General features: G+C 65.3%; 21 protein-coding genes and 2 pseudogenes. 12 read left to right on the top strand and 11 right to left on the bottom strand.

From position 1 onward, the window contains the following. Positions 1-44: 44 nt before the first annotated feature. On the bottom strand, positions 45-1,676 hold the full coding sequence (locus MKCMC460_RS22825) for an alkaline phosphatase D family protein (protein ID WP_012393911.1): 1,632 nt from the start codon (positions 1,674-1,676) through the stop codon (positions 45-47). A gap of 418 nt (positions 1,677-2,094) precedes the next feature. Continuing rightward, positions 2,095-3,012, bottom strand: a complete 918-nt coding sequence (locus MKCMC460_RS22820; protein ID WP_012393910.1) for a cation diffusion facilitator family transporter — start codon at positions 3,010-3,012, stop codon at positions 2,095-2,097. Positions 3,013-3,222: 210 nt separating this feature from the next. Between MKCMC460_RS22820 and MKCMC460_RS22815 the strand changes: the two genes are divergently transcribed. The 3 genes and pseudogenes from MKCMC460_RS22815 (at position 3,223) to MKCMC460_RS22805 (ending at position 5,086) form a co-directional block, all read left to right on the top strand. Beyond that, positions 3,223-3,546, top strand: a complete 324-nt coding sequence (locus MKCMC460_RS22815) for a zf-TFIIB domain-containing protein (RefSeq protein ID WP_081435783.1) — start codon at positions 3,223-3,225, stop codon at positions 3,544-3,546. 225 nt (positions 3,547-3,771) lie between these two features. After that, positions 3,772-4,245, top strand: a pseudogene (locus tag MKCMC460_RS22810) (class I SAM-dependent methyltransferase). A 70-nt stretch (positions 4,246-4,315) separates the two neighbouring features. Beyond that, on the top strand, positions 4,316-5,086 hold the full coding sequence (locus MKCMC460_RS22805) for a YoaK family protein (protein ID WP_069601498.1): 771 nt from the start codon (positions 4,316-4,318) through the stop codon (positions 5,084-5,086). Positions 5,087-5,146: 60 nt separating this feature from the next. On the opposite strand, the gene MKCMC460_RS22800 is transcribed toward MKCMC460_RS22805, so the two are convergent. The 5 genes and pseudogenes from MKCMC460_RS22800 to MKCMC460_RS22780 all read right to left on the bottom strand — a co-directional run bounded on the left by MKCMC460_RS22800 (position 5,147) and on the right by MKCMC460_RS22780 (position 10,981). Next, entirely contained in the window at positions 5,147-7,483 is a 2,337-nt protein-coding gene (locus MKCMC460_RS22800; RefSeq protein WP_041324574.1) for a cation-translocating P-type ATPase, read from the bottom strand. 72 nt (positions 7,484-7,555) lie between these two features. Next, positions 7,556-7,996 carry a helix-turn-helix transcriptional regulator gene (locus MKCMC460_RS22795; RefSeq protein ID WP_012393905.1) on the bottom strand — a complete coding sequence of 147 codons (441 nt, stop codon included), beginning with the start codon at positions 7,994-7,996 and terminating at the stop codon, positions 7,556-7,558. Between the two features lie 252 nt (positions 7,997-8,248). Continuing rightward, positions 8,249-9,409, bottom strand: a pseudogene (locus MKCMC460_RS22790) (IS3 family transposase). Positions 9,410-9,449: 40 nt separating this feature from the next. Further along, positions 9,450-9,809: an isoprenylcysteine carboxylmethyltransferase family protein gene (locus MKCMC460_RS22785; RefSeq protein ID WP_370652954.1), complete on the bottom strand. Its 360-nt coding sequence runs from the start codon at positions 9,807-9,809 to the stop codon at positions 9,450-9,452. A 212-nt stretch (positions 9,810-10,021) separates the two neighbouring features. After that, positions 10,022-10,981 carry a cation diffusion facilitator family transporter gene (locus MKCMC460_RS22780; RefSeq protein ID WP_041325224.1) on the bottom strand — a complete coding sequence of 320 codons (960 nt, stop codon included), beginning with the start codon at positions 10,979-10,981 and terminating at the stop codon, positions 10,022-10,024. Positions 10,982-11,182: 201 nt separating this feature from the next. Here MKCMC460_RS22780 and MKCMC460_RS22775 point away from each other — a divergent pair, with 201 nt between their 5' ends. Then, positions 11,183-11,359 carry a hypothetical protein gene (locus tag MKCMC460_RS22775; protein ID WP_156419140.1) on the top strand — a complete coding sequence of 59 codons (177 nt, stop codon included), beginning with the start codon at positions 11,183-11,185 and terminating at the stop codon, positions 11,357-11,359. Beyond that, positions 11,356-12,069, top strand: a complete 714-nt coding sequence (locus MKCMC460_RS22770; RefSeq protein ID WP_012393902.1) for a cation transporter — start codon at positions 11,356-11,358, stop codon at positions 12,067-12,069. The genes MKCMC460_RS22775 and MKCMC460_RS22770 overlap by 4 nt, the downstream gene beginning before the upstream one ends. A 501-nt stretch (positions 12,070-12,570) precedes the next feature. On the opposite strand, the gene MKCMC460_RS22765 is transcribed toward MKCMC460_RS22770, so the two are convergent. Together MKCMC460_RS22765 and MKCMC460_RS22760 are read right to left on the bottom strand one after the other, a co-directional pair. Beyond that, the gene (locus MKCMC460_RS22765; protein ID WP_236977276.1) at positions 12,571-13,290 is read right to left on the bottom strand and encodes a creatininase family protein; all 720 of its coding nucleotides are present in this window, start codon (positions 13,288-13,290) and stop codon (positions 12,571-12,573) included. Continuing rightward, positions 13,287-14,501 carry a hypothetical protein gene (locus MKCMC460_RS22760; protein WP_238304859.1) on the bottom strand — a complete coding sequence of 405 codons (1,215 nt, stop codon included), beginning with the start codon at positions 14,499-14,501 and terminating at the stop codon, positions 13,287-13,289. Before MKCMC460_RS22760 ends, MKCMC460_RS22765 begins: the two co-directional genes overlap by 4 nt. Positions 14,502-14,653: 152 nt before the next feature. Here MKCMC460_RS22760 and MKCMC460_RS22755 point away from each other — a divergent pair, with 152 nt between their 5' ends. The 4 genes from MKCMC460_RS22755 (at position 14,654) to MKCMC460_RS22740 (ending at position 18,295) form a co-directional block, all read left to right on the top strand. Then, positions 14,654-14,989 (top strand): hypothetical protein, encoded by a 336-nt coding sequence (locus MKCMC460_RS22755; RefSeq protein ID WP_236977270.1) that lies wholly within the window; start codon positions 14,654-14,656, stop codon positions 14,987-14,989. Between the two features lie 101 nt (positions 14,990-15,090). Then, the gene (locus MKCMC460_RS22750) at positions 15,091-16,491 is read left to right on the top strand and encodes an FtsK/SpoIIIE domain-containing protein (protein WP_236977269.1); all 1,401 of its coding nucleotides are present in this window, start codon (positions 15,091-15,093) and stop codon (positions 16,489-16,491) included. Between the two features lie 80 nt (positions 16,492-16,571). Next, positions 16,572-18,122, top strand: a complete 1,551-nt coding sequence (locus tag MKCMC460_RS22745; RefSeq protein ID WP_236984330.1) for a replication initiator — start codon at positions 16,572-16,574, stop codon at positions 18,120-18,122. After that, the gene (locus MKCMC460_RS22740; RefSeq protein WP_163645069.1) at positions 18,119-18,295 is read left to right on the top strand and encodes a hypothetical protein; all 177 of its coding nucleotides are present in this window, start codon (positions 18,119-18,121) and stop codon (positions 18,293-18,295) included. The genes MKCMC460_RS22745 and MKCMC460_RS22740 overlap by 4 nt, the downstream gene beginning before the upstream one ends. 217 nt (positions 18,296-18,512) lie before the next feature. Here MKCMC460_RS22740 and MKCMC460_RS22735 read toward each other — a convergent pair whose 3' ends face one another. Continuing rightward, the gene (locus tag MKCMC460_RS22735; protein WP_236977268.1) at positions 18,513-19,952 is read right to left on the bottom strand and encodes a recombinase family protein; all 1,440 of its coding nucleotides are present in this window, start codon (positions 19,950-19,952) and stop codon (positions 18,513-18,515) included. Between the two features lie 266 nt (positions 19,953-20,218). Between MKCMC460_RS22735 and MKCMC460_RS31435 the strand changes: the two genes are divergently transcribed. Continuing rightward, positions 20,219-20,344, top strand: a complete 126-nt coding sequence (locus tag MKCMC460_RS31435) for a hypothetical protein (protein ID WP_255730846.1) — start codon at positions 20,219-20,221, stop codon at positions 20,342-20,344. Positions 20,345-20,365: 21 nt separating this feature from the next. Here the strand turns inward: MKCMC460_RS31435 and MKCMC460_RS22730 are convergent, their stop codons facing one another. Then, positions 20,366-21,121: a hypothetical protein gene (locus MKCMC460_RS22730; RefSeq protein ID WP_236977267.1), complete on the bottom strand. Its 756-nt coding sequence runs from the start codon at positions 21,119-21,121 to the stop codon at positions 20,366-20,368. Between the two features lie 555 nt (positions 21,122-21,676). On the opposite strand from MKCMC460_RS22730, the gene MKCMC460_RS22725 reads away from it, so the two are divergent. After that, complete coding sequence (locus MKCMC460_RS22725) at positions 21,677-22,990, top strand: NAD(P)/FAD-dependent oxidoreductase (protein ID WP_238304858.1); 1,314 nt, start codon at positions 21,677-21,679, stop codon at positions 22,988-22,990. Then, positions 22,959-24,641: a PEP-utilizing enzyme gene (locus MKCMC460_RS22720; protein ID WP_238304857.1), complete on the top strand. Its 1,683-nt coding sequence runs from the start codon at positions 22,959-22,961 to the stop codon at positions 24,639-24,641. The genes MKCMC460_RS22725 and MKCMC460_RS22720 overlap by 32 nt, the downstream gene beginning before the upstream one ends. Positions 24,642-24,644: the final 3 nt, after the last annotated feature.

Genomic DNA, 24,644 nt, shown 5'->3' with positions numbered 1-24,644 from the left:
CACCACTTTCGTGGACGCAACCGGTAACACCTGCATGTCGGTCTTTAGGCCAACGCGATGTCGGCGACCATGCGAAGGCGCGGATGCCCGGTGTCGTCAGTGCCCGCCTGCTCTAACACAACTCCGATGGTTCGGCCGCGTACCCGCAGGGTCGCCACCTGATCACCGAAGAAGGGCCCGGCTATCGGATCCCAGTCGATCGGCGGCGGGGGTACGGTGCTCACACGGTTGAGGAGGAAACGCGTCGCCCGCTCGGTGACGCGGCTCCAGGAGATGCGGAATGCCATCTTCATCGCGGCGGGGACGTAGTTGTGCAGCGGCGAGCAGGTCAGCTGGTAGACCCGTGAGTGCACTGGCTCGGAAAATCGCGCCTGCGCCACGTAAGCGTGGTGCACGTCCCCAGACAGCACGCATATGGTGGCCGGGGCCGGGCCAGACACCTGACCTCGGCTGACACGACTGAACAGCCGTGTGAGTCGGTCGAACGATTCCCCGAACGCCGCCCAGTGTTCCAAATCGGCGGCACGGCGGAGCTTTTCAGCCCAACCAGCCAGTAGCCGGCCCCGCGCGCCCGACGCGAGGTGCTCGTCCCAGGACTCGAGGTCGTGGAGAGTGCGGGGCAGTAGCCAGGGCAGCGAGGACCCGACAAGCAGGTGGTCGTAGTCCCCGCCGGTTTGCTGCTCGATCCAACTGAATTCGTTCTCCGAGAGCATGGATCGCCGCCCAGCGGAGAGGATACGACCACATCGGGTGTCGATGACCAGCAGTCTGGTGTTGCCCAGATCTCGGCGGTAGGACCATTGGGCTCCCTTGCCGCCGTCAGCTTCCTCGTCGGCAGCCGTGGCGAACTGGCGTATCAGCGGCGCGGCGTCGCCGGGGTGCGCGCGGACCCGTTGATAAAGCTCGTCTTCGGCCAGGGCCGCCGGCGTGAGGTTACCCAGGTGCTGGTAGACCCAATACGACGACAGCGCTGAGACGATGCGTTCCTTCCACCAGGGTGTGGCTTGGATCTCCTGGCGCCAAGACTGTGAGGTGTTCCAGTCGTCGTGCACGTCGTGGTCGTCGAAGATCATCGAGGTGGGCACCGTGGATAGCAGCCACCGCACCTGCGGGTCGGACCACGACTCGGCGTAAAGCCAGGTGTATTCCTCGAAGTCGCGCACTTCGGCGCTGTGCGGGTCATCGATGCCGCGCCGATCAATGACGCACCGTAGCGTCTCCGGTGAGAGGTCGTCAGCGTAGATCTGGTCACCGAGAAGCAGCAGGGCGTCGGGCCAGCGGTCGGGTGGTTGTTCGTACATCCGCCATGCGAGGGCGTCGAGCGCGTCGGCGTTGAAGTGGGTGTTGCCTGCGGTGGCCGTGAGCGTGGCGAACCGGCAGGAGCCGAAGACCAGATCCAGAGAATCTCGATTGTTTAGGGTGCGAATGGTTGAAAGCCGGACTGCGTCGGGCAGCGGCCAGACCCGATTTCCATCGAGATGCACTTCGTACGGAGTGCTGGAATCGGCTTGCAAGCCTCGCACGACCACCAGAGCATAGTGGTGGCCGGCAACGGTCCAGGCGCGTTCTCGATGACCCAGGATCTCAACTTCGCAGGGCTTCGAGGTCTCGACCCACACGGTGGCGTCACACTCACCGACATGGCGAAGCAGCGGCCCCAGCACAAGCTCGGCCACGACGCGGGATCGCACGATTCCAGCCGGACCCGGTTGATCGGCGGGCACTGAGCAGTTTCCTTCAACGGAGGACATACGGCACAAGCGTAGGAATTGAGGCCGAGGGCCGTGTTGGCGCAAAGCAGATGCAAGGAGACGCCGCGTCGATGCGGGCTGGCCGATCGACTTGCCGTGCAACTGCTTTGCGTGATCGCCAGGTGGCTGCTGTGGCGTAAGGTGCGCCGCGGTTGTTAGCGGCACGCGCTGCCGCCCGATGTCGCCGTCGCCGACACCGCTTACGCCCCGCGGTCCAGGACCCCCGGCGAAGTGTCATCGATGAGCGCCGGCGGATCGAAGAGAATCCCTGCTGCGCCCCCTCGCCTCGGGTCATCTTGTCGATACGGCGAGCATTCGTCCGCGGCGGTTGGCGCACCGCTGACTACACAAGACTGCCGCGCTCGACATGGTCAACGGGTTCGACCTGAATGGTTGGGTGGGTAACGCCGTAGTCGGCCAAGATGTCGCGCGCGGTGTCCAGCACACGGTGCCAGTCCAAGGAGCGGGGCACGACGAGATGCACCGTCGCCGCCTCCATACCGGAGGTGATAGTCCAGATGTGCAAGTCATGGACGGAGTCGACGCCGGCGATGGCGGTGAGCTTGCCCTGTACCTCGGCGATGTCGATCTCGGGCGGCGCGACTTCCATGATGATCCGCACGGCCTGCTTCATCAGTGAGTACGTGCGGGGCAAGATGAACAGCCCGATACCTGCGCCGACGATTGCGTCGGCGTACCGCCAGCCAGTCGTGGCGATCACCACTGCGGCGACGATGACGCCGATGGAGCCGAGCATATCGGAGAGAACCTCCAGATAGGCGCCCCGCACGTTGAGACTCTCCTTGGCGCCGGCGGAAAGCATGCGGAAGCTGACGAGGTTCACCGCTAGGCCGGCCACGGCGACCACGAGCATCGGCACACCGAGGATCTCCGGTGGTTCCTGGATTCTTTGGTAGGCCTCGTAAAGTACGTAGCCGGCCACGCCGAACAGAAGCAGTCCGTTGATTACCGCCGCGAGAACCTCAAGCCGGTAGGTGCCATAGGTGCGCTGGCTGGCGGCGGGTTGGTTAGCGAGATGTATGGCCGCCAGCGCCAACCCCAGGCCCAGCACATCGGTGCCCATATGGGCGGCGTCTGAGATCAGCGCCAATGACCCCGTGAGAATGCCGCCGACGACCTCGACCAGCGCATAGCTGGCTGTCAATGTCAGCGCGAGCGCCAACCGCCGCTTGTAGGCTGCACCGGCCGAACCGGTCGGCAACGACTCAGCCCCGGCCGAATGCGCGTGCCCAGCTACCATGGCCCCCTCGATCGAAATGCCAACGGCGCCAACGTCAGAACCTGAGACAGCATCTCCGGTCACCGTACCAGGATTATCGCACCCCACCCGCGGCCTTGACCCTTGCGAGTAGGGCGCTGGGTATACACGCACTTGTAGCGTTGCATGCACGGATTTATATGTGTGCATAGACTGGTGGCGCCAATGACGGTCAACAGAAAGGAAAGTGCGATGACACGCCCGTCCGACGCAACGGCTTCCGAGGGCAAGCCGGCCGTGATTTGCCCGAAGTGCGGGTCGCAGATGTTGCCGGTGCCCCGCTTTGGGGTGGAGATCGATCAGTGCACCGGGTGCAACGGACTTTTTCTCGACCGCGGCGAGCTCGAAGCCCTCTCGCAGGCCGAAGCTAATTTTTACGCCGCTGCCCAGCCGCCGCCGCCCCAGCAGTACATACCGTCCCAGCCTTATTCACAACAGGGCGGTTATCCACAGCAAGGCGGCTTTCTCGGCGGGCTGTTCGGCGGTGGCCACCATGGCCGATACGGGCATCATTGAGCGCAGCAGAGTGTGCGAGCCGTGCTCGGCCGGCCCTGCTCGCCATTGCCGCCACCGTTACCGCCGACCGGGGCTACGCTGCCGGCGCAGACGGGTCTCACTACACCGCACAAGACCATTTGGACGGACCGCACCAGCCCTTCGCGTTCGGGCATCGACGAAGCATCGGCGGTCGTCGGCTTCGGGCAAGGAGGAGTGGATGATCTCAATTCCGTCGAACGAGCCATGATGAACAACCCGGTGCGCGCCGCCCTTCAGCACCACCGGGAAGCGACGTGGTTTCGGAGGCTCGCCGATGGCTGATTGTCGGGTCGACCGGTGATCGGGTGCGGGCGCGGTGTGGGCGCTGAGGTGATCCTGGATCGGCTGGGCGCCGAACAGGTGACCGCCTTTGATGTTGACGAATCGATGGTGGAACTGGCGCGGCGTCGCCTTCATGGGCGTCACGTACCGGACTGGCAGCGCGGTGACCGAGATCGCCCGGGTGCTGCGTCCGGGCGGGCTGCGTTGTTCGAAGAGGTTCCTCGCCACATACTTGACAGCTGGGTACTGCGCACCTTCATTGTTCATCTACGCGAAAACCGGTTCGAGGCAGGCGAATTCGCTACCGAGTTGGCCAGGCACGGCTTGCACGGCCGGTCGGGGATCGAAGCGCGTTACGGGGGACTGCTGTTCGTCGGTGCGGCCCGCAAATTGTGAAATCCGGGATGGTTCAAGGCTCGCCGTGCCCGCATCGCGGGTGGCGGACGTGCCTGGAAAGATGTCGTGGGTGATGCGTGAGATGTTCGACCGTGAGGCGCGGTTGTCGTGGATCCTGGCTGCGTTGGCCGGGTTGGTGGGTGCGGCGGCGTTCACCCACACCGCGGGATACTTCGTGACCTTCATGACCGGCAACAGCGAGCGGGCGGTCCTGGGTTTCTTCACCAACGACCGCTGGCTGTCTATATCAGCGGCGCTACTGCTTGCGTCGTTCGTCGCTGGCGTGGTGATCGCGTCGTTGTGCCGGCAACATATTTGGGTCGACCACCCCCACGGCCCGACCGTGCTGACCACGCTGTGTCTGGGCATCGCCGCCGCACTCGACATCGTCGTGCACGGATGGTCGACAGGCCGAGTCACCTTCCTGCCAATTCTGGCTGTTACCTTCGGCATTGGCGCCTTGAACACCTCGTTCGTCAAGAACGGCGAGGTTTCCATCTCGCTGAGCTACATGACGGGAACGCTGGTGAAGCTGGGCCAAGGTATCCAACGCCACCTCAGCGGCGGACAAGCTACGGCCTGGCTGGGATATCTTCTGCTGTATGCCAGCTACATCGTCGGCGCCACGGTGGGCGGAGTCCTGAGCCTGGTCATCGGCGGATCCCAGATGCTGGCGGTCGCCACCGTCGCATGTGCACTGACGACCGGATACACCTATTTCCACGCCGACCGTCGCGCCCTGCTGAAGGAGCGCAACGGCGAACGTCGTTCCGGCAAAGTCATTGCCGACAATGATCTCGAGCGAGTCGTCGCGGACGAAGCCCCGGATCGTAGCGAGTGAGTATGCCGGCGCCGACGAACACCGGGATCCGACGGCGCCAAAACCAACACCCTGGCACCATTACGGTCGCGCCTGATTCCCGGTAAGTGGTTTGATGCGTCCGGCGCGTACGCCGTTGGCGATGACCACGACTTCGGCGACCTCATGTACCAGCACGACCGCGGCCAGGCCGAGGGTCCCGAACAACGCCAGGGGCATCAGCACGGTGATGATGGTCAGGGATAGTCCGACGTTTTGCAGCATGATCTGCCGGGAGCGGCGGGCGTGGTCGAGGGCTTGGGGTAGGTGACGCAGGTCTTGGCCCATCAGGGCGACGTCGGCGGTTTCGATGGCGACGTCGGTTCCCATGGCGCCCATGGCAATTCCCAGGTCGGCAGCCGCGAGGGCCGGAGCGTCGTTGACGCCGTCGCCGACCATCGCGGTGGGTCGCTGGGCACGCAGCTCTTTGACCAGGCGAGCCTTGTCCTCGGGGCGCAGTTCGGCATAGACGTGCTCGATTCCGGCTTGGGCGGCCAGCGCGGCAGCGGTGGCGTGGTTGTCGCCGGTGAGCATCGATACCTGGTAGCGCCCGGCACGTAGCCTGGCGATGACCTCGGCGGCTTCGGGGCGGAGTTCGTCGCGCACGGCGATGGCGCCGAGCAGCTGGTTGTCGCGTTCGACGAGAACCGCTGTGGCCCCGGCTTGTTGCATGCGCGCCACGTGATCGGCCAGGTCGGCGGGGTCGAGCCAGCCGGGGCGCCCCAGTCGGACGGCATGCCCGTCGAGGTGGCCGGTCAGCCCGGTCCCGGGCACAGCTTGCACATCGCTGGCCGCGGCGATCGGTGCTTGGGTGGCGGCGAGGATGGCCGCGGCCAGGGGGTGTTCACTGCGGGCCTCCAGCGCGGCGGCCGTCGCTAGCACCTCCTCGCGGGTGGTGCCGTTGGTGGTCGCGACGTCGATCACCGCGGGCCGGTTGGCCGTCAACGTTCCGGTCTTGTCCAGCGCGATTCCGCCGATGGTGCCTAGGGCTTCTAGCGCGGCGCCGCCCTTGATCAGTACGCCGAATTTGGAGGCGGCGCCGATGGCCGCCACAACGGAGACCGGCACGGCGATGGCCAGCGCGCACGGGGAGGCCGCGACCAAAACCACTAGCGCGCGTTCGATCCAGACCGCCGGGTTACCCAAGACGCTGCCGGTGCCGGCGATCAGCGCCCCGGTGACCATGATGCCCGGCACTAGCGGTCGCGCGATGCGGTCGGCCAGCCGCTGGCTGGCGCCTTTGCGGGCCTGTTCGGCTTCCACGATGTGCACGATGCGCGCCAGCGAGTTGTCTTCTGCGGTCGCGGTGACCTGCACCTGCAGCACTCCGGAGCCGTTGATCGATGCGGCGAACACCACGTCACCGGGTCCGGCCTCGACCGGCACCGATTCGCCGGTGATCGCTGAGACATCCAGGGCGGTGCGCCCGGCACGAATGATGCCGTCGGTGGCCAGGCGTTCCCCGGGTTTGACGATCATCTGATCCCCGACGCGCAGCTCTGCTGGGGCCAGCACGGTTTCGCTGCCGTCTCGCAGCACGGTGGCCTGATCGGGCACCAGCGACAGCAGGGCGCGCAGCCCGCGGCGGGTACGCGCCACCGCGTATTCCTCCAAGCCCTCACTGATCGAGAACAAAAACGCCAGCGTGGCGGCCTCGCCGACCTGACCCAGTGCCACCGCTCCGGCCGCGGCGATGGTCATCAGGGTGCCGACGCCGATGCGGCCCTGGGCCAGGCGCTTGAGCGTGGAGGGCACGAACGTGGAGGCCCCCACCGCCAGCGCGAGGGCTTTCATTCCCAGCACGACCGGGCCGAGCGGAGTGACCCAGGCGACAATCACCGAGGCGCCCAGCAGCGCCCCGGACAGCGTGGCTCGCCGCAGCTTGCGGACGTGCCACAGGCGCTGCGGCTCGCGCTCGTTGTCGTCGTGGTCGCAGCCGCAGGCATCGCTCACCGCCCGCCGCCGCCGCACGGCCACGACAGCCGAAGCACGGCCTAGGCCGTCACCGCGTGGACCCGACAGCGTTCGCGCACTCCAGTCAAGGATTCTCTGCATGACACCGGCCCTACGGCCATCAGCCGAGTGCGGGGCACGCGCGGGCACCGACGCTGCCGGGATGTGCTCGGCTTCGGCGATCGCCGACAAGATGCCAGCGGTGTCGCAGCGCCCGGGCGAATACCAGACCACAACAGATGCCGTGTGCGGAAAAGCCTGCACGGCCCGCACACCGGTCACCTTGCCGACCGTTTCCTCGATCGCCACGGCCCGCCCCGCGTCGAATCGAAACCCGCTGGCGCGCACACGCATCCGCCCCGCCGCAGCGGATACAACGGTCAGCGCGGCACCGCCATCACGAGGAGCAGCAGTCGTCGTCGTCATCATCAACCTCCGTGGTCGTGGTCTGGGCCGACTTAGTTACCGTCGGCTATGGAACTTCCTCCCCGACGCGCTCTATCGCCCCGGCGACCAGTCGGCAACTCCCGGTGCAGCCCGCTTGACGCCCCTTCTTCGCGATGCGGAGGCGCGCGTTGGCCGTGTGCCGTAGTTGGGACACAGCGTCACCGCATTGCCGGTGGCCGCCAACACGGTTTCCGCAGCGGCGAACAGGTCCAGCAGGTCCGGCACGGCAAGCGCGTAAAACACCTGCCGCCCCTCGGGTCGGCCGGCGATAAGTCCGCAGTCACGCAGGCACGCCAGGTGTGAGGACACCGTCGATTGCGGCAACCCCAGTTCCCGGGTGAGGTCGACTACCCGTCTTTCCCCGTCGGCGAGGCGGCGGGCGATCGCTAGCCGGGTCGGATCAGACAGGCTGTGAAACAATGCGACCGCGCCCGCCAAGTCCTCGCGCGGCGACGCGGTGGGCGGAGCATCGTCGGCAATTTTCATCGGCATAACCCGATAATAGCGTGGCAACAAGATTGGTCGCAGATCTCGTGTTCAACGGGCATCGTCGCCCCTGATTTTGTGTTGAACCCGAAACCTGGTAATCCCGCGCGGCCTTTGCTTTAACCGCCGCTCACCTAACTGTGCGTCCGATTCCGGGTAGGAAGCGTCCCACACTGTTGGTGTAGGTGCGGTAGGCATCGCCGTGGGTGTCCAACAGGTAGGGCTCGGGTCTGCTGCACGATCAGGTGACAGTTTCGGTCACGCGGCCTGACTGGCCGGTGTGGTCATGATTGCTTCGAATTCGATCGGGGTCAACCGCCCGAGGCCGGACTGGCGGCGGCGCCGGTGGTAGGTGCGCTCGATCCAGGTGACGATCGCGATGCGGAGTTGTTCTCGGGTGTCCCAGCGGCGGCGGTCGAGCACGTTCTTCTGCAGCAGGCTAAAGAAGCTCTCGATGGCGGCGTTGTCGCCGGCGGCTCCGACACGGCCCATAGAGCCGACCATCTCGTGTTGATTCAAGGCGTGTACGAATTTCCTTGACCGGAACTGAGATCCGCGATCCGAGTGCAGAATGCACCCGCGACATCTCCGCGTCGGGCTACCGCGCTGTGTAGTGCCCGGATGGCCAGTTGTGACTTCATTCGGGAGTCGATGCTGTAGCCGACGATCCGGTTGGAGAACACGTCCTTAATCGCACAGAGGTAGAGCTTGCCCTCACCGGTGCGGTGCTCAGTGATGTCACTGAGCCACAACTGATTTGGCCCTTCAGCGGTGAAGTCACGCTCGACAAGATCGTCGTGCACCGGCGGCCGACTTTGCCGTTCTTGCCGCGTTTCTTACCAAACACGCTCCACAGTCGATTCTGCGAGCAGATCCGCCATGCGGTGCGCTCGGCCATCGGCTCGCCGGCATCGCGCGCCTCCTCCACGAGGTAGCGGTAGCCGAACTCCGGATCGTCTGCGTGCGCGTCGAACAGCGCATTGGCGCGGTAGGCCTCGATGAGTTCGGCCTCGGTGATGGGGTCGGCCAGCCAGCGGTAATACGGTTGGCGGGAGAGCTTGAGTACCCGGCACGTCACCGCGACGGGGATCCCGTCGGCGGCGAGCTCTTTCACGAGCGGGTAGACCCTTTTCCCGGCAGATTGGCCTGCGATAAATACGCTGCGGCCCGGCGCAGCACCTCGTTCTCTTGCTCTAGCAGTTTGATCCGCCGTCGGGCTTCGCGCAGCTCACCGGACTCGCTGGCGCTCTTGCCGGGCTTGGTGCCTTCGTCGATGTCGGCCTGACGGAGCCATTTCTGCAGCGTCATCGGGTGCACTCCGAAATCGGTGGCGATCTGCTCGATCGTTACACCGTCATCGCGGTTGCGAGCGACCCGGACGACGTCGTCGCGGAACTCGCGGGGGTAGGGCCTTGCCATGGGGACATCCTTCCAGCCCGCCCATGCTGGGCAAGCCAACTCAGATGTCACCTATTCGTGCAGCAGACCCCTCCTCGACGCGGCGGACTTGCAGTTCGATCGCTGTGAACAGCAGCAGGAACCCGGCGACAGCGAGCGGGTTGGGTGCCATCAAGGTGATGCCCGCCGCGAAAATGAGCATGGCGCTGAAAATTGGATTGCGTACGATCGCGAAGACGCCGTCACGCACCAAAGTGGTTGTCTCGCTTGGGTCGACGCCGATACGCCAGGATGCACCCATCTCGCGTTGGGCGAAAAAGGTGGCGACAACACCAACGACAGCGAGAAAGATTCCGCTCGCTTGGATCAACTGTGTATGCAGCAGCTCGATCGGACAGACGACGCCGAATAGCTGTAGCACCGGAGCGACCAGGCCGACGATGATCGCGGCGAGGAATCCAGCGCCGGCAACCCATCCGGTGAACCGAGGCGGCCGCCGAGGCCCGCGAAATCCGGTGGATCCGGTGCGGCGGTACTGAATCCAGCTGCGCCAGCCAAAACCCAAAACCCAAAACCCCGAACACCAGGTAGAGCGCGATTGCGGCGACAGCCATCATCGAAACGCCTTGTGGCTCAGTGGATGTCGTTGGATCGGTGGGCTGGGCCGTGCGGCTCCTCGCAATGCGGGCCGTTGTTGGGCTCGCCGCGGTCGATGACGTCGACGTGGTCGACCTGCAACGTGGTGTGGTGAATGTGGTGGCGTTCGGCCAGCAGCCGGGCCAGGTCGCTACGTACGGCGTGGCAGTCGCGGCCGGCTTCGATGAGCACATGCGCTGACAACGCCGGTGAGCCGGAGGTGATTTCCCAGATGTGAAGGTCATGCACCTCCACCACAGCCTCGCGGGCGGCCATGGCCTGCCCCACGACGGCAGGGTCGAGGTCTTTCGGCGCGGCCTCCATGAAGATCCTGCTGGAGGCCCCAACCAGCTCGAACCCGGCTTTGACCATCAATGCCACCACGACGAGGGTCGCGATCGCGTCCGCACGCGAAAAACCGGTGAGCAGAATGATGAGTCCGGCGACCGCGGTGGCGATGAACGCGAACAAGTCGTTGAGGATGTGTTGGAAGGCGCCCTCGACATTGAGACTGGTCCGATTGGCCCGGCTGATCATGCAGGTCGCCGCGACATTCACGGCGATTCCCACGAGCGCGGTGATCAGCACCAGGGTGCCGGTGACTTGCGGCGGGTGGATGAGCCGCCGGATCGCCTCGTCGGCCAGCCACGCCGCCAGCAGCAACAGCGTCAGCCCATTGGCCTGTGCCGACAATATCTCGGCCCGTTTCCACCCGTAGGTCATCCGCCCGGCCGCCGGACGTGCGGCCAGCCGAATGGCCCACAGCGCCAACGCAATCGAGGCCGCGTCGGTGAGCATGTGGGCGGCGTCGGAGATCAGCGCCAACGAGCTGGCCACCACCCCGACCGTGACCTCGCCTATCATGAACGCCACGATCACCGCCAGGGCGCCGAGCAGCCACCGTCGATCGCTGTCGGCCGACGCCTGCGCGTGCGCATGCGCCGCTCCGGCGTTCACCACCACATCCCTGCCGCAGCCATACCGCACAACTTATGCAAAGCTCGCTATGTGTTCAACCTTGAGCGTCCGAAGGTTTTGAACAGCACCGGTCGCAGGCAGCGTGAGTCCTGGCCGCCGTCAGGCGAACTTGTCGGGTGCAAGAAACGCCGAATGTGCAGGCGACGGCGGTATCTCAGCATGGCCTGTATCCTTTCGGCCATGCTGAGGTGTGAAATGCGCGACGCGGCGGCGGCCCGGCCGGATCACGTCCTGCCTGGTGCGCCGGTGATGCCGGTGCCCGACAAGATCGTCGAAGTCGTGCTCGCCGCCGACGCTGACCAGACGTTGGCCGCCGACGAAGCGGCCACGGCCACCGCGGCGGGGCCGGGTCGATGAGCGAGCACACCGGCCGCCGAGTTGAGCGGTCGCTGGCGTCGTCGGCGACCGAGCGGGCTGGCTGCACCGACCGGCACGGCGTCGCTTCCAGCTTCGCACGCAACGAGCAACTTGACGCGCGCCGTCGCGCGGTGCTGTCGCGGCGGGTGCGGATGCTGGTTGGCGCGACGATCGGCTACAAAGTCATCGCGGCGATTGTCGGCGTCGCCGCCGGGGAGGTGGCCTCTTCGACCGCGTTGATCGGGTTCGGGCTGGATTCAGTGATTGAGGTGGCCTCGGCGCTCGCGGTGGGTTGGCAGTTCTTCGGCAAGCACCCCGAGGCCCGTGAGCGGCTGGCATTGAAAGGCATCGCGGTGTCGTTTTTCGCGCTAGCTGCCTATATCACCGTCGAATCGGTTCGCTCGCTGCAGGGCGGCGATGAAGCTGAGCACTCGACGACGGGGATCGTGCTGGCGGCAGTGTCGTTGCTGGTCATGCCGTTGCTATTCCACGCCAAGCAGCGCGTCGGGCAGGAGCTTGGTTCGGCCAGCGTGGTCGCAGACTCCCGGCAAAGCCTGCTGTGCATCTATCTGTCGGGCATTCTGCTGGTTGGGCTGCTGCTGAACTCTCTGTTCGGTTTCTCCTGGGCCGACCATGTTGTCGCGTTGATCATCGCCGGTGCCGCGGTCAAGGAAGGCCGCCAGGCGTGGCGCGGCCAGCACTGTTGCTGAAAACGCCGCAACGTGCTTCGCCATCCACCAAGACCGGGCTGTACTGAGCGGAAGCCGAGTACGCCGAATTCGAATGTGCAGGGTTACCGGTCGATTGCCGCATATTTCACCACATGAATCAATGCTTGGGCGCGCCCTGTCGCGGCGGCTGAGCGGTCTCGAGACACGAAGATTGGCACGTTGTACCGGTCGGGCTTTCACGCGTCGGGGTCTTGATAGCAGTAAAGAAAGTCCTCACGTGCGAGGTCAGGGCATGTGTCCCACGGTGGCCGGCGGTCTGGCCCGGCTCTGGTCGCCGCGCGAGAGGCGCAAACGCCGTTGGCCTGGCGGTGGCAGGCGCGAACACGGCCGGTGTTCTCACTGAGTGGTGGGCGCTGGTCTGGTGCTCGGCGGCGGACGCAGGGCGCAGTGGAGCGACCGGCGCGGACGGGAGCGCCAGCGGACGGAAGCGAAGGGAGCGCAGCGAAGCCCGGAAGGTAGCCGCCGAGCTGTCGCTTGTGCTCAACGTGTGGTGAGGAGTTCGATCAGTGTGTCGGCGTTGCGGCCGAGGTGGTCGAGGGCACTGCTGCCCTTGGCGGCGGTGGCCTGGGATGGTGAGCCGATGACGCCGGTGGGTGCGTAGGCGTGGATGCCGAGGCTGGTGAGGTAGCGGCGGTCGTTGGCTGTGTGGTCGCTGGTCTGCCAGCCGTCGCGCAGGTAGTCGGGATGGGTGGCGAGCAGGATGGAGGTTTCCAGTTCGCCGGCGTGCATGTCGTCGTGGTTGCTGCTGTGGATTCCTGCGGCGGCGCGGGCCTCGGTCCAGTCTTCGCGGCTGGGGTAGAGCCCAACCTTGACGGGGTTCTTGGGGTGGTTGGCTTGTTGGACGACGTTGGTGAGTACCGCGTTGCCGCCGTGGCCGTTGACGACGATCAGCCCGGCGATGTTCTGCTGTGCCAGCGATTCGATGATGTCAGCGACGATCGCGGCCAAGGTGGTGGCGCTGATGCTCATGGTGCCGGGGTAGGCGGCGTGTTCGTGGGAGCAGCTGAACGCGACCGGTGGTAGCTGAAATACGTTGTGGTGCTGACTGATTGCGGATGCGATGGCAGTGGCGATGAGGGTGTCGGTGCCCAGCGGAAGGTAGGGGCCGTGTTGTTCGAATGAGCCGACCGGCAGCACCGCGACCGTGTGGGTGGCCGCGGGGTCGGTGGTGGTGATGTCGGGGATGATTCGACGGCTCACGGGGTGACTCCTTGGGTGGCGTTTTTGATGCGGCCGGCAAGCTGTTGCAGGATCGGGTCTTTGTTTCGCCGTCGACGGTCTCGCACGATTGTGCCTGCCCTGGCCAGATGAATCCTGGCTCGCTGCGAGGGCGCGGCCAGGTAGCCCGGGATCGCTGTGGCGGTCAGTGCCAGTGCTTGCTGGTATTCGCCGGTGGCGATGTAGGCGTGCAGGAGTCGCATATCGGCCACGGTCTGATCGCGGTGCTGCTGTGATGTCCAGGCGTGATGGTGCCCGGCGAGCAGGGTTAGGGCTTTATCCGGGTCACCGATGCGCAGGTAGCCGGAGGCGATCTCGCTGGCGACGTAGGCGCCGTGGGCATAGATCGCATGATCATGGGGGTGGGGTTGCAGGTCACCGAGTTCGAGGGCTGCGGCGGCGTGGCGATGAAATCCCCGCTCATTGTGATTGGCCAGCTCGGCAAGGGCCTGTTGGCGGGCGATGCTGGCGGCCAGGCGACCCATGTCGTGGCCGTCGATGAGGTCGGCGGCATCGGTGGCCAAGGCGGTGGCCAGGTCGGGGTTGGTGCGGGTGAGAATGTTGGATTGGCGCATCAAGATCATGGCGTTGAATGCCGGGCCGGCCGTACGTAGGTGCAGGGCTGCGGTGTGGGTGAGCTTCTCCGCGGCGGCGTGATCTCCGAGGTCTTGGGCGATCCACCCGGCAACTTCGGCGATAGCCCCAGCGGCGCGCCGCATCTCTGCCTTGACCTGCGAGGGTGCGTGGGCAATCAGGGATTCGATGGTGACCAGATCGGATTCCACCAGGGGGCGGGCGTGTTGGGGGCCGAAGGTGTGCTCAGCTTGGATGTGGGCATGTTGCTGGGCCTCGATGACGGCGAGTACGTCACGGTCGACGGGTAGTTGTATCAGCAGCGGGTGCGGCAGCTCGGTGGCGATCGGCACGCTGAACATTTCGTCGGGTTCGACGCCGAACACCGCGGCCAGGTCTTCACGCCACAGCGGGCCGAGCATTCCGGTCCGCTCGATCTGGGCGATTTTTTGCCGCAGGGATTCCCGCGCGGGCAGGTCGGGATCGCCGCGTAGCTTGCGCACGTTTTCGACCTCGATCGCCAACTCACGCAAGCTGTAGCCGTAGCGTTTGCGGGCTTGGCTGAGCCGCTGCGCATTGAGTGCCCGGATCGGGTCGACTGCGGCCATGGCTTCGATCATGCCGCATACATCAGCGCAGGTCAGCTACGTGTGCGCGTGTGCGGTCATCACCACTATCACTGCCTGTCACTTCCGGGCGCATCCGGGATGGCGCTGTCCTTGAGTCGCGGCCGGACAGACCGCGCCAACACCGCAAGGAAGGACAGCAATCCATGAAGTTACGTATCGACACCACCGGGGTGACGTTCCTCTGTACTCGGATTCCCGAGCAGCGCACGAATTTCGACACCGGTGCACCGCGCGTGGACAAGGCCACCGGGCAGGCGTTGTGGCAGGTGCAGCTGATCGCCCTGGACGCCACCGGCGGTGAAGTGCTGGCGGTCACCGTGGTCGGGGAACCGAAAGTGGTTGTCGGCGTGCCGGTGTCTGTGACGGGTCTGGTGGCGTTGCCGTGGTCGCAAGACGGCCGCTCGGGCATCGCGTACCGCGCCGAAGCCATCACCGCCACCGACCTCGCCACCGTCAAAACGGGCCAGCAGGCCCGGTAACCGCAGGCCGGCCCGGCAGCCCCGCGACAGCGTGCGCCTATGGGCTGCCGGGCCGACGCTCCCGCCCCTTCTTTCCCCGTCGTAAGTGAAGGCAGACCGTCATGTCGAATAGTCCAAACCGTAAGAACCACAACAACGATCCATCACCCGATGATGACTGGATCGGCGAGCTGATCGTCGGACTACTCAAAGCCGCCGGGTATCTGCTGTGGTGGGCAATCCTGTTTCCCTCCCTGAGCATTCCCACCGTCGTCGCCATCTGGGTCGGTTTCAGTCACGGCGCCCGAGCCGGCGTTTTGACCGCCGTTGTGGAGGCCGCGGCATACCTCGGCTGGTGGGTCTGCCAGCCGGCCTCATTCACCCGGTGGGTCAGCGCTCCGCTGCGGCAGCGTTTCTGGGCGTGGTGGCGTTATCACCGCAACTGGGAATCGGTCTGCGCCCTGCACGCCCTGACCGCCAAACTGGGTGAACGCACGTTGGTGCCTGCCCTGCAATCGGTGCGGATCGGCCATCACGCCGACGTGCTGATCGTCAAGGTGGTGACCGGCCAGTCGATTGCCGACTGGCAGAAACGCGCCCTCGCACTGGCGGCGACCTGGGACGCGGAGCGGTTGACGATCCGCGCCACCACGCCGGGCCAGCTGCGGATCATCATCGGCCGCGGGGATGTGCTCGGCCAGCCGATCGCGGTGCCCATGCCAACCCCGGGTTCGGCGGTCGATCTGGGCGCGGTGCGGGTCGGGGTCACCGAATCACGGCGCTGGTGGCACCTACCGGTATTGGGCCAGCACATCCTGGCCGCCGGTGCCACCGGAGCCGGCAAAGGCTCGGTGTTGTGGTCGCTGATCGCCGGGCTGGCACCCCACGTTAAAACGGGGCGGGTGCGGTTGTGGGTGATCGACCCCAAAGGCGGCATGGAACTCGGTGCCGGCGCGCCGCTGTTCGCCCGGTTCTGCTACCACACCGGTGCACCCGCCGTGGAACTGCTGCGCGAGCTGGTGAAGCTGATGCAGACCCGCGCCACCCGGCTGCGCGGGCACACCCGCCTGCACACCCCCGCCCTCGCTGAGCCGTTGATCGTGCTGATCATTGATGAGATCGCCGCGCTGACCGCCTATGTCACCGACCGCAAACTCCGCGCCGAGACAGAACAACTCCTCGGCCTGCTGTTGTCCCAGGGGCGTGCGGTCGGGATATCGGTGGTAGCCGCGGTGCAAGACCCGGCCAAAGACACCCTGCCGGTACGGCAGTTGTTCACCGTGCGGATCGGGCTGCGGATGACCGAGGCTACCCAAACCGCCATGGTCTTGGGCCAAGGAGCCCGCGATGCCGGCGCCGAATGCGACCTGATCGCTGATACCACCCCCGGCATCGGGTACGTGATGATCGATGGCACCGCCGACCCGATACGGGTCCGGGCCTTTCACGTCACCGATCGCGATATCACCTTGTTGGCCCGCACCTTTCGGGCACCGCGTTCAGGCGAACAGGGAAATCGGTGAAGACCGTAACGACGCAGAGCCCGGTGATCGTGCTGCCGGGCCTGCCGGCCACCATCGATGCCGATGCGGTGGTCACCCAGATGTGCCGGCGCGCCTCCTCACCCGGTTTCGGGTCGTGGTGGCGGCGAGTGGAATCGGTCGGTTACTGCGCCCACCCGATCCAGCTGCTCGGTGCCGACACCGCCGGGCGTCAGCACACGGTGTGGACGCGCTGCAACAACCGCCGTCACGCGGTGTGCCCGTCATGCTCAGACCTCTACGCCCGCGACACCTGGCAACTCGTGCACGCCGGAGCCGCCGGCGGCCACCACGACATACCCGTCGAGGTCGCCAACCGTCCGCAAGTGTTCACCACCTTGACCGCCCCGAGCTACGGGGCCGTGCACAACGCCACCGGAACCCCGTGTCACGCCATACCCAACAGGTCGGCGGGCCGCTGCCGGCACGGAAACTTCCTGCGCTGCACCATAATCCACAGTGTCGATGACCCTCTGGTGGGCCAACCATTGTGCGCGGACTGCTACGACTATCTGGGACATATCTTGTTCACCTGGCATCTGCCCGAGCTGTGGCGGCGGTTCACCATCGCACTACGGCGCGCCGTGGCGACGCACCTGAAAACAGTTGGCGTCAAGCCCGGCTCGGTGCGGGTCAGCTTCGTCAAAGTCGTTGAATTGCAAGCCCGCGCCATACCCCACATCCATGCCCTGATCCGCCTCGACCCGCCACCCGCCACCAACGACACCACGAAATCAGGTGACCACGATCGTCACGGCCCCGCCGCCCCGCGGGGTGGTGGGGTGTCTCGTCCGGTAGCCGAGCAGCATCCCGGCTGGTCGTCACCGATCACCGCCGCCGAGCTGGCCGCCTTGATCCAACACGCTGCCAGTCGCGTCAGTATCGACGTGCCCGCCGGCGACGACGATTACCCCAACCCGGGCGGGGTGCGCACGGTGCGGTTCGGCACCCAAATTGATACCCAACCATTGACACCCGAACCAATAACCGCAAGCGATTCCGAAGTCGACGACACCGCAGTCGCTTCGGCCTCGCGGTTGTCGCCGCGCAGGGTTGCGGCATATCTGGCGAAATACGTCACCAAATCCCTGCACGACTTCGGCATCACCGCGCGCCGGCTGTCCGCAGAAGCGATCGGCGAACTCGACGTTACTGAACATGTGCGGGCCATCCTGTCCACCATCGCCGGACTCGCCGAACACCCAGCGTCCGCGGGTCCGTCGTTGGCGGGGATTGGGCGCTGGCTGCACACCCTGGGCTACCGCGGCCACATCACTACCAAATCGCGGCGCTATTCGACCACCATGGGTGCCCTGCGCGCCGCCCGCGCCACCTGGACCCGTAACCAGATAGCCAAACATTCAGGGCGACAGGACGATACGCAATCCGCCGATTTCGCTGACGACGTGACGGCGAGCACAGGCAGGCAGCAGCAACCGATCGACGCCGATGAGATGCTGTGGGAGTTCGACCGCGCCGGACACGCCAGCGCCGGTGACCGCGTCCTGGTCATCTCCGCAGCCCTGCGCCACATCAGCGCCCGCATCACCGGTATCACCGATTCCCGGACTGTCTCCACCCGCATCTCGCCGCCACCACGCGGGGCAGGGTGATGGCCACGACGCCCGCGGGCGGCGCCGCCAACAACCACGATGCCGGCGCGGTCCCGCTGCACGAGCGCCCGGAGTTCATAGCCTGGCTGACCGCCTCATGTGAACGCCAAGCCCTATCCGTCACCGTCACCGACCCCACCACCCTGGCTGCCATCGCAACCCTCCTGCGCTGAGCACGCAAAGGCACCGTACCGTCACCGGCCAACCGGATAGACGACGAAAGTTATTTCAACACAACCCTTCCCGGCGATAAGAGCATTCCTGGTGTCTGGGCTGGTGGGCCGTCCAGGCTCGAAGCTGGCTTCGACCGCGTGCGGCTTTGGCCTTGACGGCCCACCAGCCCAGACACACACTCGGCACTCGCCAGGGAGCATCCGCGACGCCGAAAACCTAGATGCGCCAATGGGGTTGCACGCGGTTAATGTCGAGACTGCGGGAACCGGGGGTGCCCGGTGCGATCACCGCGTGATCCAGGATCGATTTGACGATGCTCCGCTGGCGTTCCACGTCGAGGTCCGGCCATTGGCCGCGCAACGCCCCGCCGGTGCCCGCCAACTCATAAACCTCACTGGTATCGGTGGCCTCAGCGATGTCACGCCTGGCCTGCTGGATGCGGCTGGTGATCGGGTCGCGGGCCGCGATCCACTCCCGCGCGCTGATCGCGCCGTCGGCATACAAACCGGCCAGCTCATCGAGGCGCGTTTGATCGGCCTCCACGGCCGCCGCCAACGCAGCCACATCATGATTAGGGCTGGCTTTGCCGGCCAACACCTTCGCCAGATCCCGAGAATCCAGGCGGGTCAACACCGCATCAGTCAACAAAGCCTCAACCGGTTCGGCGACCACCGTCAGCCGACCACAGCCGCCATGATCGGGTCCTTTCAGACAAACATAGCGGCGCACCCGATGATCGGGATTACTGTGCCGGGCTTGCGAATACAGCCGATTACCGCAACGCCCACACCGCAGCATCCCTGACAACACATATGTGCGCGCCGCCCGCGTCTTGGTCACCGACCGCGCCGCGATACGCGCCAAGATCCGGTCCCGCTCCGCCGGCGTAACGATCGCCGGCCATTTCGCAGGCCCGATCACCTCACCACGATGCTCCCGCAGCCCGGCGATACGGCCCGAGCACAGGATCTGGCGCACCGCCGAGGTCTGCCACGACTTGGCCACCGCCGGGGAAACGCCGGAGTCGTTGAGCCACACCGTCAACGACAACAACGACTGGCCCGCCAAGTAGCGGTCCACCATCTCACGCACCACCGCCGCCTCCGACGTCCGCAGCGTGATCTTGTCGTCCTCGTAGCCGAACGGGCGCACCGAGCCGTGCGGTAGTCCCTGTTCGGCGTTCTGCAACATCTTGCGGCGAATACGTGCGGACTTGCGCCCGGACTCCTTGGCGGCGAACGCGGCGAAAATCCGGGCCATGAACAACCCGTCATCGTTACCCAGGTCAATATCGGCGGTCACGGTAGCCACGTCTCGCACACCCACCGACTCACACAAAGCGACAAACTCTTCCAACTCCACCGGTCGGCGATGCAACCGGTCCAAGTTGTAGACGATCACCGCATCCCGCGCCCCTGATGCCAGATCGGCCAGCATCCGCGCATACTGCCGACGCGGCTTGCCCGAGAACGCCGACACATCGTTATCGACATACTCATCGCCAACCGGCCAACCGCGGTCAGCAGACAGCTTGCGGCAATCCTCCAACTGCCGCGCCACCCCCAACCCGGTGCCCTCCACATCAGCCGAGATACGCGCGTAAATCGCCGCCGACCGCACCCCAGCCCGCTGACCAGCGGATTTCATCTTCGCCATGGGGGTATATTAGCAGCATCTAACCTTCGAAGTTTGGCTTGTACCGGGGTCATGCCATCTCCTCAGCGAGCAGCGATATGAACGTCCGTTCACGGTATCGCAGTAAGCCGCGTAGCAGAAGACGTTTGGCGAGGTTAGGTCGCCATTCGCCGGAATTCGGGCGTCGGGGGCTATTCGAGCACCGCAATGGGTACCGACGGTGCAGGGCCTGTGGCCCGATCGCCCGGAACATCAGGACCGCCGTCACGACGAGCCAGGCGAAAAACGTGATCACCGGTGACCAGAACGCCCGCAAGCCGTTGCAGGCAAACGGGCCCGAGCGGGTGAAGGAACGCGACGGCGCCGCCCTCGAACATCAGCGCGGTCCACGCGGTCGTCGCCGTGAAAAGTGACACGACGACGCGCTCGATACGCTATGCGGCCGTCCCGACGCTCGCGGGAGAATCCGTCGACTCATAGCAGTACTTCTCCGCGACAATCGCTTTGTAGAACTGGACGAACGTAACGATGAGGAACGGGACGTACGAGCCGACGGGAAGCCAAAATCCGACGATGCCGTTCCACGCAAAGGGTCCCGAGAAGAAAAAGATCGAAATGAGACCGGTCCCGCCGATCGTTGCCATCCAGAGGTTCAGATACAAGAACCAGCGGGGGAACACCTTTGGTCCCTGGCGCTGAGTGAAGCCGGCCATTGCCACGCAGAACAGCTGCATGCTGAACGTTGGAAAGAACATCAGAAACTCGAGCCACGTCATGTCGTTTATCAGCCGGACCAGCTCTGGCGACCGGTCGGGGCGATAGAAGGCTCCGGCCCAGAATATGAAGGGAAGGATGAAGGCCACTGCGTTCACACAGCCGGCGCCGAACGCAAAGATGCCCCAGAGCGGGACCCGGCGGCCTTCCTCCATGCGTGCTACCTGGAGGGCGACCATTGCCGACCATGGCACCAGCAAGGCACTGCCCAGCAAGCCGACGAGGATTCCGAATTTGACCCACGGCAGCCTGGGACCGAATTCCGCCATCAATTGGGCGCCTGACAACTGGGGCGATGGTGGGGGAATGAAGTGCGATAAGGGCATGAGTCCCACGAAGAACAGCACTCCGAACCCGATCCCGCAGCCCCAGAGCGCAAGTTGAAGTCGTTGGTGGGCAAACTGCGCTGGCGTCACGACTTGTCCTTCCTTACCCCTCTGACTCAGGGCATAGTGTGACCGTGTCGATCACGGATACCGGATGATATTGCCCCCAATTGCGAGGGCGACCGGCATGTGCACGTCAATTATCGTACGGCGCTTTGCAGGTCGACCAAATCGAGCCTGAATGGTGCTGCTGGCATCTGTTCCTCGCTTAATGAGATAGTATGTATCACAATAAAGGGCAGGTCAAGGATCGTGGTGTAAGCAGACGTGGCTACCGGCGTGAACCTACTTTCACCTGCGCCGCGTGGTCCACGGCGGGCCGGCTCGATCATGCCGAACGCACTCTGGGCCAGCTTCGACACGTCGTCGCCCGTTGCATGACCGCGTGCAGGACTCGGCATAGGCGGACTCCGGGCGTGCGCCGCGGACACGGTTGCCGAGACGGGTGGTGATTGATTCTGCGCAGCCGCCGGCTGTGGTAATTTGGGCCAACGATAACGATCGTTTACAGATGCATTGGCGGGCCGAGCGGAGTCATCTCATGGAACCTGCAGGGGTGGGAATCGAACGCTGGGTCGACCGCCCGTGACCTCGGTCGTCGTGGTGGGCGCGGGGCTGTCCGGACTCGCTGCCGCGTACCGCTTGCAACAAGGCGGCGCCACAGTCACGGTGCTCGAATCCGGTAGTGGGCCGGGCGGTCGCGTGCAAACGGAGTGTCACGGCGGCTATATCGTCGATACCGGCCCGGACGCCCTGACGGCCGGCTACGCGAGTTACCTACAGCTGGTGCAGGATCTGGGCCTGCAGAGCCGTCTGGTGGACACCAGCGCGGTCATGGGTCTGGTCCGGCAGGGACGCGTGATCGACATCGATCCCGAAAATCTGCCGAAGCTGCCCTTTACGCCCGCATTGTCGACGTTGGGGAAGCTGCGTCTTGCTGCCGGGTTCCTCCGATTGCGGAAGGCGATCAAGGGCGTCGACTCCTACGATATGGGCCGGTCGGCGTCGTTGGACGACCCGGATGTCTCGGCGCGAGACTTCGCCCTGCGCTATTTCGGCCGTGAAGTGGCCGACTATCTCATCGATCCGATGATGCGCCTTACCACCGGTTCGGGCGCGCGGCACGCATCGAGTGTGAATGTGCTTGGCGCACTGGGTGCTTGGTCGGGTGGCCTACGTAGTCTGCGCGGCGGGTTGGCGACGGTTCCCGATGAACTCGCGTCGAGACTCGACGTGCGCTACGGGGCGACGGTTACTCACGTCAATGAGACGGAATCCGGCGTCATCGTGACCTACATGGACAGTGCGGGCGCCCACGATCTCAGCGCAGAGCACTGTGTCATCAGTGCCATGTATCACCGCGCCGTCGAAATGTGGCCGCCGTTGCTGACGGCGGCGCCGGCGTTCGGTGACAAGCTGCGCAACGTCAAGTTGATCAGCGTGTCCCTCGGTTACCGGGTGCCGACGACCAGCAGGGCCTACACGGTCCTCGTCCCGACCGTCGAGCAGCCCGAAGCGCTGTTGATCTTCCTGCAGCACAACAAATCCAGTGATCGGGCACCCCAGGGACACAGCCTGGTGACTATTTACACCGACACCGCGGTCACCGACAGGTTCCTCGATTACAGCGATGCTCAATTGGAGGCTTGGGCCGCCGGCATCATCGAGGGACTGTGCCCCGAATTATCCGGACAACGGGAACTATCGGTGGTGACACGTTGGCCATATGCGGGATACCTTGCCGATCCCGGCTTTTGGCGCCGTAACAGCATCCTGCGAGCTTCGCTGCCCACGCAGGGTCCGGTGCAGATAGCCGGCGACCTGTTCGGTGCGGGTTCGATGGAATCCGCTGCCCGTTGGGGTGAGCATGCGGCACGCCGGATTCTGGGCGGGCGGTGACCAATTGACCGTGGAACGCACCGAACCGGTGGCGTGGCCCGATCCGCTTCACGAGCAGAGCGGGCCGGACACGTTTTGGAGCACGGTGAACCTGGCCGAAGCGATACCCGGGGTGCCGACCCCGATGTCGTGGTCCATATTCTCGATCGGCAACGAGGTGTCGGTGCCGTATGCCTATTATCGGCTCGGAGTGCTGCCTCGACGATTGACCGGCCGAGCCGATAGCGTCGACGAGCGATTCGCCGCGATCTTCTACGGCCGTGCCGCAATGAATGTCACACACCTGCGGCAGATCGCCGATCTCACGCCGGGAACATCCGGGGACGCGATGGAAGAGCAGTTGCTCGGATCGGTGCGCGACGGAGTGCCGAGCGAGAACTCTTGGCGGCGTTTGCCTTTCGTGCTGGCTCGATTCCCCGTGGAGGCCGCCAGGCTGCCGATGCGGTTACAGCGGCTCCACCGTGACCAGCATCGATGGTGGACTGCGAAAACCCAGCCGACGCACGCACGCCCCGGCCGTCTGTTGCTTGCGGAGGCGGTCGAGAAGTTCGACGCGGCCATGCGAATTCACATCATCGCCGTGGCGGTGACGCAGGCTCTTTTCGAACAGCTCGCACGTCTGGCTCGTGCGGCCGGGGACCCGGGGCTGGTGGCCCAGTTAGCGGGAGGTTACGGCGGCTACGAGGAAGCCGAGATGGTCGCTGCCTTCTGGAAGGTTTCGCGTGGCTCTCTTTCGGTCGACGCTTTCGTCGCACGCTACGGCTTCCACGGCCCCGAAGAAGGCGAGGTCTCATCGACTTCGTGGCGCGAAGACCCGAGTCTGGTGACTTCGATCGCCGAGCGGTACGCCCACCACGGGGTCGAGGATCGCGCGACCGAGCAGGACGACCGCCGCGAAAGGCGCATCGCTGCCGAACGAACGCTGTTGGCGAACCTGCCTACACACCAACGGGTCAAGGCTCGGGGCGTGCTGCGGCTCGCGCAGCGTTACCTGCCACTGCGCGAAGTGGGCAAGGCGGCGTTCCTGATGGCACTCGACGTGGCCCGGTTCGCCGCCCGGCGTCATGGTGCCGAACTGGTGGCGAAGGGGGTGCTGGCGCAGGCCGATGACGTATTTGCCTTCACTGTGCCCGAGGTTCTGCGCGGACTCGACGACGGGCGAGACGAAGTGCGTGATGTGGCCGCGCGCCGGCTGGCGCAACGCGCCGAATACCAAACGCTGACCTTCCCGGACCGCTGGGTGGGCATGCCCCAGCCGCGCACCCGCCGGGAGAAACGCGCGGACCTACGAGCCGGCGACACCATCGCGGGCGTTTCGATCACCCACGGTGTGGTCGAGGGTGCTGCCCGGGTAGCCACCAGCCTGGAGGTTGCCGAGGATCTCGAACCGGGGGAGATCCTGGTTTGCGAGGTGACAGATCCGAGCTGGTGCGCGTTGTTTCCCTTGGTGGCGGGCATGGTCGTCGACATCGGCGGTCCGCTGAGCCACGCCGCGATCGTGGCCCGCGAGATGGGCATTCCCTGCGTGGTGAACACGGGGGAGGCCGTCAGCCGGCTCAGCACGGGTATGTGGATACGCCTGGACGCCACCAATGGTGTGGTCACGGTGCTGGACGCCCGGACCGAACCGGCCACCGGTGAATCGGCATGAACG

Origin of the sequence: Mycobacterium sp. 20KCMC460 (genome assembly GCF_022179425.1) — a bacterium.
GTDB classification, from domain to species: domain Bacteria; phylum Actinomycetota; class Actinomycetes; order Mycobacteriales; family Mycobacteriaceae; genus Mycobacterium; species Mycobacterium kiyosense.
Note: the sequence above shows the minus strand (reverse complement) of the source record. Positions and strands in the feature narration are given on the sequence as shown.

What these genes read in the sequence shown, in the direction of transcription:
- MKCMC460_RS22820 (WP_012393910.1), bottom strand. Translation starts at nt 3,012, where the DNA reads ATGGTAGCTGGGCACGCGCATTCGGCCGGGGCTGAGTCGTTGCCGACC.
- MKCMC460_RS22815 (WP_081435783.1), top strand. Translation starts at nt 3,223, where the DNA reads ATGACACGCCCGTCCGACGCAACGGCTTCCGAGGGCAAGCCGGCCGTG.
- MKCMC460_RS22800 (WP_041324574.1), bottom strand. Translation starts at nt 7,483, where the DNA reads ATGACGACGACGACTGCTGCTCCTCGTGATGGCGGTGCCGCGCTGACC.
- MKCMC460_RS22795 (WP_012393905.1), bottom strand. Translation starts at nt 7,996, where the DNA reads ATGCCGATGAAAATTGCCGACGATGCTCCGCCCACCGCGTCGCCGCGC.
- MKCMC460_RS22775 (WP_156419140.1), top strand. Translation starts at nt 11,183, where the DNA reads ATGCTGAGGTGTGAAATGCGCGACGCGGCGGCGGCCCGGCCGGATCAC.
- MKCMC460_RS22770 (WP_012393902.1), top strand. Translation starts at nt 11,356, where the DNA reads ATGAGCGAGCACACCGGCCGCCGAGTTGAGCGGTCGCTGGCGTCGTCG.
- MKCMC460_RS22760 (WP_238304859.1), bottom strand. Translation starts at nt 14,501, where the DNA reads ATGATCGAAGCCATGGCCGCAGTCGACCCGATCCGGGCACTCAATGCG.
- MKCMC460_RS22755 (WP_236977270.1), top strand. Translation starts at nt 14,654, where the DNA reads ATGAAGTTACGTATCGACACCACCGGGGTGACGTTCCTCTGTACTCGG.
- MKCMC460_RS22750 (WP_236977269.1), top strand. Translation starts at nt 15,091, where the DNA reads ATGTCGAATAGTCCAAACCGTAAGAACCACAACAACGATCCATCACCC.
- MKCMC460_RS22745 (WP_236984330.1), top strand. Translation starts at nt 16,572, where the DNA reads ATGTGCCGGCGCGCCTCCTCACCCGGTTTCGGGTCGTGGTGGCGGCGA.
- MKCMC460_RS22735 (WP_236977268.1), bottom strand. Translation starts at nt 19,952, where the DNA reads ATGGCGAAGATGAAATCCGCTGGTCAGCGGGCTGGGGTGCGGTCGGCG.
- MKCMC460_RS22720 (WP_238304857.1), top strand. Translation starts at nt 22,959, where the DNA reads ATGCGGCACGCCGGATTCTGGGCGGGCGGTGACCAATTGACCGTGGAA.